Origin of the sequence: Sporofaciens sp. JLR.KK001 (assembly GCF_036941055.1) — a bacterium.
GTDB lineage: Bacteria > Bacillota > Clostridia > Lachnospirales > Lachnospiraceae > Sporofaciens.
The window spans coordinates 339,432-350,940 of sequence record NZ_JAYMNO010000002.1 but is presented as its reverse complement, the minus strand read 5'-3'; the positions used below and the strand labels follow the sequence as shown (position 1 = coordinate 350,940).

Below are 11,509 nucleotides of genomic sequence, written 5' to 3'. Positions count from 1 at the left end.
CACCGTCACCACCGTCACCAACCGTCACCCTCTGGAAGATTACCCGCCGAAAGAAAGGAAGATTGATTATGCCCTATGCAATCCTGCGTTTCCAAAAACGCAAGGCAGGCGGCGTTGCGGCTTGTGAACGCCACAACGAGCGGAAGAAAGAAGCCTATAAAAGCAATCCAGACATTGACGTGGGACGCTCCAAAGATAACTACCATCTTGTGGAGCCGCCCTGCTACACCTACAAAAAAGAGATAAACCGAATGGTGGCTGAAGCAGGGTGCAGGACGAGGAAAGACAGCGTGATGATGGTGGAAACGCTCATCACCGCTTCACCAGAATTTATGAACAGCTTACCGCCCGAAGAACAAAAAGCCTATTTCCAGACGGCTCTTGACTTCATTTCGGAGCGTGTAGGAAAGCAAAATATCCTTTCCGCAGTCGTCCATATGGACGAGAAAACGCCCCATATGCACCTATGCTTTGTGCCGCTTACGCCAGACAACAAGCTGTCAGCGAAGTCTATCTTAGGCAACCAGAAATCCTTATCCGAGTGGCAGACCGCCTACCATGAGCGTATGTCCGCACGGTGGAGCGAATTGGAAAGAGGTCAATCCTCAATGGAGACGAAGCGGAAGCACATCCCCACATGGCTCTATAAGTTGGGCGGCAGATTGGATAAACAGTATGCGGAAATCGTGTCTGCCCTCTCTGATATTAACGCCTTTAACGCAGGCAAGAAAAGGGATAAGGCGTTAGAACTGCTCTCCGCATGGCTTCCAGACGTGGAGAAATTCTCTAAGGAAATCGGGAGACAGCAGGCGTATATCGACAGCTTGAAAGAGAAAATCGGGCAGGAAGCCGATTATGCGGGGCGTATGCGTGATGAAAAGTACGAGCAGGAATTAAAGGTACAGAAAGCCAACCAGAGGATATTTGAGTTGCAGAAAACCAATCAGCAGATGGGGCGGCTGCTCTCCAAAATCCCGCCAGAAATATTGGAAGAATTGCAGAAAAGCAATCGGAACAGAGCGAAGGAAAGGCAGGAATGTGAATGAAGAAACAGGATTTTAAGGTATTAAAGACCGCAGATTTATATCCGTTTCCCGATAACCCGTTTCATGTGGTGGAGGATGAAATGCTGTCAGAGTTAGCAGAGAGTATCAAAGAGTTTGGAATCGTAACGCCGATAATCACACGCCCGAAAGAGGACGGCAACGGCTATGAAATCATTGCGGGACAGCGGCGTGTGCGTGCTTCGGAGCTTGCAGGGATAAACACAGTCCCCGCCTTTGTCCTGCCCTTAGACCGTGACCGAGCCATCATTACCCTTGTGGACAGCAATCTCCAAAGAGAAAATATCCTGCCGAGTGAGCGGGCGTTCGCCTACAAAATGAAATCCGAAGCCATGAAGCGGCAGGGCTTCCGCACGGATTTAACCTCGTCACAAGTTGGGACGAGGTTGCGGACGGACGATAAAGTGGCGCAGGGCTTCGGCGTTGGCAGGATGACCGTGCAGAGATTTATTCGATTGACGGAACTGATACCGCCGATTTTGCAGATGGTGGATGAGGGAAAAATCGCCCTCACGCCTGCGGCGGAGCTGTCCTTTCTGAAGAAAGACGAGCAGGAAAATTTATTCGCCACGATGGAGAGCGAGGAAGCAACGCCCTCACTTTCACAGGCACAGCGGATGAAAAGCCTAAGCCAGAGCGGGCGGCTTGACATGGATACCATCTTTGCGATTATGACGGAGGAAAAAGGAAACCAGAAAGAAACCGTGAAAATCGGTATGGAGCGGTTAAAGAAATATTTCCCGAAAGGCACAACGCCCAAGCAGATGGAGGACACCATCATCAAACTTTTGGAGCGTGAATTGCAGAGGAAACGGGGCAGGGACAGCCGCTAATCTTCTCTTTTCGGGCAGTAAATAGAAACTTTGGACAGATAAAAAAGCAGAAAGGCAAGACAGGAAATGAAAGATATTCAATATGAGATTGTAAAGGAAATCGCCGTGTTGTCGGCAAGCGACAGCGGCTATACAAAAGAAATCAACCTTATTTCATGGAATGGGAAAGAGCCTAAATATGACATCCGTAGCTTTTCCCCGAACCGTGAGAAATGCGGAAAGGGAATCACGTTGACTGCTGATGAAGCGGCGGCTCTCCTTAAAGCATTGCAGAAAGAGATAAACAGCGGGGATTGATTGTATCAGATTGGCGGGGCGGGAGCATTTTTATATACTCCCCTGCCCTGTCTGGAAAGGAAGATTTGAATATGGGCGAGGATAAGACAGCGAACAAAAAGAGAAAGCGCAATGTGGCAGGACAGCCAGTGCAGATGGTTGTCAGCCGTGAATATGTTGGCACACAGACCGTTGCGGAAGCGTTCATCCCGATTATCTCCGAGGACATCCGAAAGAGCATTACGGGAAATGACACCTTCGACAATGACGGGTTATCCGCTTAGAATGTACGCAATGGAACATGAAATTTAGTAGAGCAAAGACGGAGGTTTAACAGTATGGCAGGGACAAGAACAGGAAGTATGATTTATAATGTCGGCGATTACTGCCGCTTGTCAAAGGACGACGGTACGGATAACGAGAGTGCGAGCATTGCAACACAGAAATCCATTCTTGCTGATTATGTGAAAAAGCAGGGATGGAATCTGGTAAAAACGTATGTGGACGACGGGTATTCTGGGACAAATTTCCAAAGACCAGCCTTTCAGGAAATGCTTAAGGACATTGAAAACGGGCTGATAAACTGCGTGATTACGAAAGATTTATCAAGGCTTGGGAGGAATTACCTTGACTGCGGCTTGTATCTCGAAGTCTTTTTCCCAGAGCATAATGTGAGGTATATAGCGGTCAATGACGGCGTGGACACGCTCAATAAATCGGCGATGGACATCACACCATTCCGCAATATCCTAAACGAAATGTATTCCGCCGATGTGTCGGTCAAGATAAAATCGGCGTACCGTGCGAGGTTCCAGCAGGGGAAATTCATGGGGACATATGCACCCTATGGGTATATCAAAGACCCCGCCGACCACAACCATCTGCTGATTGATGATAAGGTGGCGCACGTTGTAAGGGAGATATTTGACCTTGCATTGGCGGGAAACGGACTTGGAAAAATCCGTAAGCACCTTAATAAACAGCACATCCTACGCCCTGCCGCTTATGCGGCGGAGCAGGGGGCGGCAGGCTATGAGCGATACTTTGAGGATAACGAGGAAAACCGCTATATCTGGAGCGAGAACAGTGTGAGGGGCATTTTAAGAAGCCCTATCTATGCGGGGAACCTTGCAGGCTACAAGCGGATTGCCGCCAATATGAAAAGCAAGAAAAGACCCTCTAAGCTGCCCGAAGAATGGGAAGTGATACCCGACACCCATGAGGGCATAGTTACACAAGAAGAATTTGATACTGTCCAACAGCTTATGACGAGCCGCAGGCGGGAAAAAAATAAGGGCGGTTTTGAGAATATTTTTTCAGGCGTTATCAAGTGTGCGGACTGCGGCTATGCTTTGCGGGCGATGAGCGCAAACAGGAGGAAACGCCCCGACATTATCGACTGCGTACAATACACCTGTAATAATTATGGCAGGTACGGCAACGTCATGTGTACTGCACACGCCATTGAAGCGAGGGACTTATTCAACGCCGTGCTTGCCGACATCAACCGTTTTGCGGATATGGCGGTGAATGATGAGCGGGCGGTAAGGGCGATTGAGAAGCGGCTCACGGAAACAGACCAGAGCAAGGCAAAGGCAATGGAGAAAGAACAAAAGAAGCTGAACAAACGCCTTGCGGAGCTTGACAGGCTATTTTCTTCTCTTTACGAGGATAAGGTCATGGAGCGTATCACCGAGCGGAATTTTGAGATGATGTCGGGGAAATACCAGAAAGAACAGCTTGAGATTGAATCAAGGCTGAAAGAGGTAACAGAAACGCTTAACGAAAGCTACGAAAAATCACAGGGAATCCGTGACTTCCTCTCCCTTATCCGTAACTATCAAGGCATTAAGGAACTGGACGCAACCATCATAAACGCTTTGATAGACAAGATACTTGTTTCCGAGCGTGAGAAGCTTGCAGACGGAACAGTGAAACAGGAAATCAAGATTTACTATAAATTCATCGGCTTTGTCGGTGAATTACATATCACACCCACAAAGCGGTGGACAGCGTTGCCCGCTAAATGCTGTACAGTGTGCGGCGTTGAATACGTCCCTGGCTCTGGCATATCAAAGTATTGTCCCGTTTGCGCCAAGAAGATGCAGAGGGAGAAGTCAAACGAGAGCAAACGCAGGAGCAGGGAGCAGAAACGGATGGCATGTATTGAACTGTCCGCAAAAAATGACCGACTGATTTGGAGCAGCAGGAGGGCCGTATTCTTAGGCAGGGGAACCAGAATGACAAGGTACAGATCTACCGGTACGTTACCGAAAATACATTCGATGCGTACATGTGGCAGATTTTGGAGAACAAGCAGAAGTTCATCAGCCAGATCATGACCAGTAAATCCCCGGTACGAGCCTGTGAGGACGTGGACGATACGGCGTTAAGTTATGCAGAGATCAAAGCTCTGGCTACGGGCAATCCCTACATCAAAGAGAAGATGGATCTCGACATCCAGGTGAGCAAGCTGAAACTTTTGAAGGCAAACCATACCAGCCAAAAGTACCGCCTGGAAACGGAGATCGCAAGGAATTACCCAGTGAAGATCACAGCGCTGAAAGAGCGGATTGCAGGCTTAAAAGCAGATGCGGAGGCAGTGAAGCCGCTTTTGGAGAAAGATAAGGAAAAAGATGATTTTTCTATGGTCATCGGCGGGAAAGCGTACACAGACCGGAAAGAAGCAGGAACGGCGCTGATTGCCGCCTGCGCCGGATTGAAAGCAGTGAAAACAGCCGGTCAGATTGGGGAGTTCCACGGCTTTACCCTTTCCGCTAATTTTGACAGCTTTAATCAGACCTACCAGCTTACCATCAAACGGCAGTGCAGCTACCAGATTGAAGTGGGGAAAGACCCGTTAGGGAACCTGCAGCGTATCAGCAATGCACTTTCCGGGATTGAGAAAAAACTGACGGAATCGGAAGTGAAACTGGAAACCGTGCAACAGCAGCTTGCCACGGCAAGGGAGGAAGTGGAGAAGCCGTTTGCAAAGGAGGACGAACTGGCAGAGAAGATTGAACGGCTGTCAGAATTAAATGCTTTGCTTAACATGGACGACAAAGGGCCGTCAGAGGCACTTGGCATGGAGGAAGATGTACAGGAAGTGGCAGACCGTCCGAGGAAAGCTGTCAGCTATGCAGGCCGGGTGTCGGATGCTTCCCGGATTGCAGATGGGGCAAGAAAGCCTTCCGTGCTTGGAAAGTTGAAAGAGGCAAAAGACAGGCTTGCCGGAAACCATAAGGGCAGTCAGAAATTAGCAAAGAAAAAAGAACAGGAATTATAAGCAGGAGGCCATACTGTCAGCAGATGATGGGATGGCGTTTTCTATTTATATCGTATCTGCCGGGATTCCACATAGGTGTCCCGGCAGGGAATGGAGGAAATTTATGACCGGAAAACGGGAAGAACAGTTAAAGGAGATTACGGAACGGCTGGAACAGGGCGTGAAGGATTTATTTACTTCGGAAAAATACACGGAATACCTGAAAACGATGTCGCAGTTCCATAATTACAGCTTTAACAACACGCTTTTGATAGCGATGCAGAAGCCGGAGTCAACCTTGGTGGCAGGCTACGGCACATGGAACAAAAAATTTCACCGTCAGGTGAAGCGTGGGGAGAAGGGGATCAAGATTATTGCCCCTGTGCCGATCAGGGAAAAGGAAGAAGTGGAGAAATTTGACCCGGAGACAAACGAGCCAGTGCTGCGCCCGGACGGACAGCCGGAAACGGAGGAAGTGGAGCATATCATCCCACGGTTCCGTGTATCTACGGTATTTGACATTTCGCAAACGCAAGGTGATCCGCTCCCGGAGCTGGATGCGCCGGAACTGATGGGGAGTGTGGAGAACTTTGACATTTTCATGGAGGCGATCCGGATGGTGTCCCCGGCCCCTATGCGCTATGCAAAGATTGAAGGGGATACTAAAGGGTATTACAGCAATGTGAATAAAGAAATCGTAATCCGGGATGGCATGAGCGAGAAGCAGACCATGAAAACAGCCATCCATGAAGTGACACATGCCATGTGCCATGACCGGGACGTGATGGAGGAACTTGGGGAGAAGAAAAACAAGATGACCATAGAAACGGAGGCCGAGAGCGTGGCTTTTACGGTCTGTAGTTTCTCCGGTTTAGATGATGTGTCAGACTACTCCTTTCCGTATCTGGCGGGATGGGCCAGCAGCATGGAGATGAAAGAGTTGCGCAGCTCTATGGATTTTATCCGGAAAACGGCAGGCTCTTTCATTGACAGCATGGTTGAGAATATCCAGAAGCTTCAGAAAGAAAAAGAGGCTGAGAGGGAGCTGGGGGAGGATGATCTGGTATTCCAGGTTGCCCTTTCCGGTGAGGACGCAAAGCGCTTTTACCTTGTAGACAATGTAGGCAGGGTGGATTTTCTAAGGCTGTTACAGACATTTGCAGAGCAAAAGGGAGAAAACGGAAGCCCGGAACAGTTCTTAAAAGAGCATGGTGTGCATCTGGATTTATGGAAGGATTCTGAAAATCCGGAAAGGAATGAAAATATGCCGGATTTCTATGATGTCCTGTATATAGATGCAGGGCATATCATAGATGCGTCAAAATCTCCCACACTGATACAAGTGGAGCTTATCATCAGCCGTGCGGAGTATGGGCGTGAGGCATTGGGAAGGGAGGGACATAACCTGGCTGTCCGCTATGCTTATAAACTGGATGATCTGAGGGAAACAAAAAGGTTGGTCGGGGAAATGATAGAAGCGGCAGAAAATCCGGGAAGCCGGGACATCGGGCGGATTATGGAGGAGGCACAGGCGGAGATTGACTTCCTGCCGGATAACCAGATCGGTCTTTTGCAGATGCATGACTTTGGCTATCGGAATGATTCAGTACTGCCGCTTACGGTAGAACGGGCGGCTGCCTTACACAATGCCGGGCTTCCTATATATAGTCTGCATGAAGATGGGAGTTCCACATTAATGAATACGGAACAGGACATTTTAGAGACTGGCGGGATATTCGGCGTTGACGCCAGGGCATGGGAAAGCCACCTGGTGATGGAATCTGTGCATAAGGAGAAGGAAGAAAGGGAAATGGACGAGGAATATCAGGAAGTAGAAGTATTTGAAGTACCGGCTTTGTTTTCTAACGGACGGATAGCGGAGGGGGACGTGCCGAAGGGATTTTACCGCTATGACTTGCGGGGGTCTGGCGATGATCCCGGAGATCCGGCCGTGCTGGAGAATCACGTAGTCGTGAACCATGCAGGAACCGTCCTTGCCATACAGCCAATCCCAATCCCAGAAAGGGGATTTTTAAATTTGGGAGAGGAGCTGAATTTTGTGGGAGGGATGTCTACGCCGGGGCAATTCCGGCAATCCCTCACAGGCTTAGATGTTTCTGTATTGGAAGGACAGATGCATGATGCGGTGATCCGTTCCAATGAAGAACTGCTCTATACGGATACCAATGACTGGTATGGCATTTTTCAGATTGATGAAAAGGGGAAAGGCAGGGAATACCTGTTTTTCAATATGGATTTTATAAAGAAAAGCGGGATGGAAGTGGAGGGAGGCGATTATGCGCTGCTCTATGGCGGAAGGCTGGGGCAACAGGACGACCTGGACACTATTTATGAGAAATTCAATCTCAATCATCCCAAAGGATATACAGGGCATTCCCTTTCGGTGAGTGATATTGTGGTCCTGAACCGTGGAGGGCATGTGTCGGCGCACTTTGTAGACAGCTTTGGATTTACGGAACTGCCGGATTTTGTAAGCCAGAGGGAACAGAGGATAAGGAAAGAGGCAGCGCAGTATTTTGAGGAAGAAGCCTACCCGCCGCTTTATACGCATACGCTTCCCTATGCAATGGAGCATGGCCGGGCGGATGATTACCTGGAATCAAGAAAACGGAACCTGGACTGCAAAAATGCCATTGAGGACGCGATCCGGAAGAACTTTGACGGGCTGCATCTGGCGTATGACGCCGCTAAGGAGATCATTGAAGAATACGGTGCGGAACGTGTGGTATTCATCCTTGCGAATACCGTACAACATTTGGAATATGACGGGCGGTTTTCTATTGGGAATAAGGCATGGGCAAAGGGATATGGGATACCGGAAAACATAAACCGGGGGATGGACATGAACGCTGACTATGTGGTAAACAGCCACCCGGCGGTACTGGACGGGTTTATCGGGCTGGCAAGGGATGCGATAAGGGAACAGGAATTAGTGATGGAAGAAAACGTGCAGATTAATGAGGAAACGAAAGGGTTTATTGCAACCGGGCATTTCGGCACATGGCATACGGTAGAAGCAAAGGAGATCAGCGGCGAGCTGTTTTACCGGATGGAGCATGAGGAATATGGGGATTCCGTTGCCTCTATTATCGTCAATCAGAATGGGGAGCTGGTGGCAGAGGACTTGGAGCATGGATTTGACCAGGGGGCAATGGAAGCCATTGGCGAGTATTTTTCGGAAAAAGGAATAGAGATGAAGCCGGAACCGCCATTCATTGCACAATACTATGTCATACAGAATGCCGAGGGCGGCAAAGCGGAAAGGGCATATCAGTATTTTTCAGATATGGATACGGCAGTTACTGCTTATCATGAGATTCCAAACCATGTGGACAAGCGGCTTGGCATGGAGAGCAGCGAGCAGCCGCCCTCCAGGATGTCCCTGATTGAGTGCAGGAATGGAATCGAAACACTCACAGACATAGAAAAATATTCCCTGAGTGGAAAATGGGTGCGTGAGGAAACGATGTCGGCATTACAGAAAGCAAAAGAATATCTCGACAATTATGATGCTGAAATTGCATACCAGACAGGAAAAGGCTATTTTTCCATCCAGACGGTTTCAGACGGCTACGATTATACGATTTATGGCAAAGATTTCCGGGAGATTGACGGAGGCGTGTATGATAACCCAGATATATCCATCGGTGAAGCGATGGAAGCAATCCTTTCTGATGAAGGAATCTCCATGACGGCATGTAAGGTTATGGATTATGAGGAATTGCAGGAGAAGGCAAAAGCAGCCGCACAGGAAGATCTGCAGAAGGCACAGGCGAAAGAAACGGAGAAGGGGAAGCTGCCGCTGGTTTCTGATATGACAGAGCCGGAGCCTGCATTAAACAGTCAGAGCCGGGCAGGGACTGAGGAAACCGTACTCTGTTATGCCCAGGCGCAGATTGATGAAATGGGGCTGTCGGAGGAAGTGGAGCTGCTTGGTGCAAGGGTATATGGGAGCCGAACCAGAGAAGGGCTGTACCATGAAGGCTCGGATATAGATGTTGTGGTGTCTTACAGCGGCAATCTGAAGGAGGATGCTTTTTTCAGTGCGCTCCATGAGGATGGATTAAAGATAGCAGGAATCCCGGTTGACATCAATCCAATCTCTACGGAAAAGACGGGGACATTGGAGGAATATCTGGAAAATGCGGAGAAATATCTGGATGAAAAGCAAGGCTATATGGAGATTCCTGAAAGTAATGGGCGGGCAGACCGGAAACAGTCTATAACATTTTATGTGGCAGAGTGTTCAGAATTTCATATATTGGGGGAATTTCATGAGCGTCTGGAGACATTGCAGGAAGCAATGGAATTATATGAAAAAATCCCTGCGGACAGGCTAAATGGCATAAAAAGTATTGGTATTCAATTAGAAGATGACAGCATTTATGATGGTACGACTTATGACCTTATGGTAGCGGGTGAAATTCAGACAGAGTTTATCAATGAAATTCCTCATTACAGAGAAAGCCCGCTGGTGCAGAAAGCGATTGCGGATATGGAAGCAATGCTTTTGGAACAAAGGACGGGGCAGGAAGTATCAGCTCCGGAAGAGAAAGCAGCGCTTCCGCAACAGACAATGCCAGAGGTAAAGGAAGGAAAAGCTGTTCAGATGGAAGAAAACAGGAATCCAGCCACAGAGGTACGGAAATCTGTTGGAGATACAGAGGTATCGGAAAAGCAGCCTGCAGAACTGAAAAAAGCGGCTGAAAATGCCCCCAGAACAGACAGAGCCATATCCGGCGGCAGCAAGAAGCAGTCTGTCTTAAATGCCCTCCGGGAACGGCAGGCAAGAATGAAAGCGCAGGAGAAGGAAAAACCGGGACAGGAAAAACAGGGGCAGAAGGCACAGGCAAAGAAGAAAGGAGAACCGGAATTATGATGGTGAGGTTTGAGGAAAATGAATATTTCCTGATGGCAATGTTCCAGAAGGAAAGCAGGCAGGCAACCATAGAGGAAATATATAATGTGATCCCCTACATAGGCAGGGATGAAGAAATGCTTGCACTTATTAACAGCACACTGGAAAAGCTGTGGTTCCTTACGGATGAAGCATTTTTAAACATGGATTTGGAACCGTACAAAGAGGAACTGGTGGAGGACGAATGATGGATGTGAACCAATTTGCTGTTTATCAGCTTAAAAATATCCCGGAAAACAGGCAGATACGGTTCCGGCCTTACAGTGCGCTGCAGGAGAAGGGAATCCAGATACAGTATGAGGATTATGAGCAGGTGTATTTGGCACGGATGCAGCCGGAGGACGAGCCAGGAGAAATTCGCAAGCGTTTCAATGAGAAGCTGCCAAGGAGATTCCACGGGCATTCGATCAGCGTCAGCGATGTGCTTGTGCTGAATAAGGGCGGTGTCGTGACTTCTTACTATGTTGAAAAAGATGGGTTTACTGTCATAGCTGGGTTTATCCGGATAAGTTCGTCCGGCACACTTGTGTCTCTTGATACAACAGATTTCCACATCAAGGGGAAGGAGGGGAAATGGCTTGCCTTTGACAGCATTATCATAGAAGGCAGGCAGTTCTTTCTGATGGAGCATGAAACTTATGGGAAGGAAGTGGCATGGGTTGTGCTGGATGAAGAAGGGAAGCTGGTTGTAGACCATGCATATCATGGATTTGACCAGTCGGTGCAGCAGCAGATCAAGGATTACCTTAATCCGCCACAGCTTACCGCAGAGCCGCAAAATCAGGAAATATCCGGTGGGCATATCCAGATGCAGTCCAGCAATGCTATGGATAAGCCGCCTCTTGAAAACTGGCAGAAATATATGGAGAATGGGGAGTATCTTCGAAGTTCCGAGATAGATGAAGAACAGAATTACAACATGATCGACGGCAGGCGGAATAATATGTCCCCAAAAGGGAAAAATGGCAGGGTATCCGTCCTGGCAAAGCTGCGCCGCAAACAGGCAGAGATTGCAAAGCGGAGTGTAAAACCGGCACAGCAGATGGAAATGGCAGAGGATATGGAGCGCAGACGGAAGTAAGAAAAGGAGAAGTGTCTGGCGAATGCTGCCGGATGCTTCTCCCTTTTTATG

At 48.6% G+C, this 11,509-nt stretch carries 9 protein-coding genes; all 9 read left to right on the top strand.

The window, feature by feature from the left end; genetic code table 11:
• Positions 1–68: 68 nt before the first annotated feature.
• On the top strand, positions 69–1,046 hold the full coding sequence (gene mobV, locus VSQ62_RS26835) for a MobV family relaxase (protein ID WP_334638096.1): 978 nt from the start codon (positions 69–71) through the stop codon (positions 1,044–1,046).
• A complete protein-coding gene (locus VSQ62_RS26830) occupies positions 1,043–1,897 on the top strand; it encodes a ParB/RepB/Spo0J family partition protein (protein ID WP_129176059.1) in 855 nt (284 codons plus the stop codon). The genes mobV and VSQ62_RS26830 overlap by 4 nt, the downstream gene beginning before the upstream one ends.
• A 66-nt stretch (positions 1,898–1,963) precedes the next feature.
• Complete coding sequence (locus tag VSQ62_RS26825) at positions 1,964–2,194, top strand: YdbC family protein (protein ID WP_129176062.1); 231 nt, start codon at positions 1,964–1,966, stop codon at positions 2,192–2,194.
• 71 nt (positions 2,195–2,265) lie between these two features.
• Positions 2,266–2,457 (top strand): stage II sporulation protein R, encoded by a 192-nt coding sequence (locus VSQ62_RS26820; RefSeq protein ID WP_160555928.1) that lies wholly within the window; start codon positions 2,266–2,268, stop codon positions 2,455–2,457.
• A gap of 54 nt (positions 2,458–2,511) precedes the next feature.
• A complete protein-coding gene (locus VSQ62_RS26815; RefSeq protein WP_334638095.1) occupies positions 2,512–4,515 on the top strand; it encodes a recombinase family protein in 2,004 nt (667 codons plus the stop codon).
• Positions 4,479–5,459 (top strand): helicase, encoded by a 981-nt coding sequence (locus VSQ62_RS26810; protein WP_334638094.1) that lies wholly within the window; start codon positions 4,479–4,481, stop codon positions 5,457–5,459. Before VSQ62_RS26815 ends, VSQ62_RS26810 begins: the two co-directional genes overlap by 37 nt.
• A gap of 103 nt (positions 5,460–5,562) precedes the next feature.
• Positions 5,563–10,338: a DUF3849 domain-containing protein gene (locus VSQ62_RS26805; RefSeq protein WP_334638093.1), complete on the top strand. Its 4,776-nt coding sequence runs from the start codon at positions 5,563–5,565 to the stop codon at positions 10,336–10,338.
• Positions 10,335–10,565 (top strand): transposon-transfer assisting family protein, encoded by a 231-nt coding sequence (locus VSQ62_RS26800; protein ID WP_004083174.1) that lies wholly within the window; start codon positions 10,335–10,337, stop codon positions 10,563–10,565. Before VSQ62_RS26805 ends, VSQ62_RS26800 begins: the two co-directional genes overlap by 4 nt.
• Positions 10,565–11,458 carry a YodL domain-containing protein gene (locus VSQ62_RS26795; RefSeq protein WP_334638528.1) on the top strand — a complete coding sequence of 298 codons (894 nt, stop codon included), beginning with the start codon at positions 10,565–10,567 and terminating at the stop codon, positions 11,456–11,458. Before VSQ62_RS26800 ends, VSQ62_RS26795 begins: the two co-directional genes overlap by 1 nt.
• Positions 11,459–11,509: the final 51 nt, after the last annotated feature.

Bases quoted from the DNA above. Each gene is read 5' to 3' on its own strand.
- mobV (WP_334638096.1), top strand. From the start codon at position 69: ATGCCCTATGCAATCCTGCGTTTCCAAAAACGCAAGGCAGGCGGCGTT.
- VSQ62_RS26830 (WP_129176059.1), top strand. From the start codon at position 1,043: ATGAAGAAACAGGATTTTAAGGTATTAAAGACCGCAGATTTATATCCG.
- VSQ62_RS26825 (WP_129176062.1), top strand. From the start codon at position 1,964: ATGAAAGATATTCAATATGAGATTGTAAAGGAAATCGCCGTGTTGTCG.
- VSQ62_RS26820 (WP_160555928.1), top strand. From the start codon at position 2,266: ATGGGCGAGGATAAGACAGCGAACAAAAAGAGAAAGCGCAATGTGGCA.
- VSQ62_RS26815 (WP_334638095.1), top strand. From the start codon at position 2,512: ATGGCAGGGACAAGAACAGGAAGTATGATTTATAATGTCGGCGATTAC.
- VSQ62_RS26805 (WP_334638093.1), top strand. From the start codon at position 5,563: ATGACCGGAAAACGGGAAGAACAGTTAAAGGAGATTACGGAACGGCTG.
- VSQ62_RS26800 (WP_004083174.1), top strand. From the start codon at position 10,335: ATGATGGTGAGGTTTGAGGAAAATGAATATTTCCTGATGGCAATGTTC.
- VSQ62_RS26795 (WP_334638528.1), top strand. From the start codon at position 10,565: ATGGATGTGAACCAATTTGCTGTTTATCAGCTTAAAAATATCCCGGAA.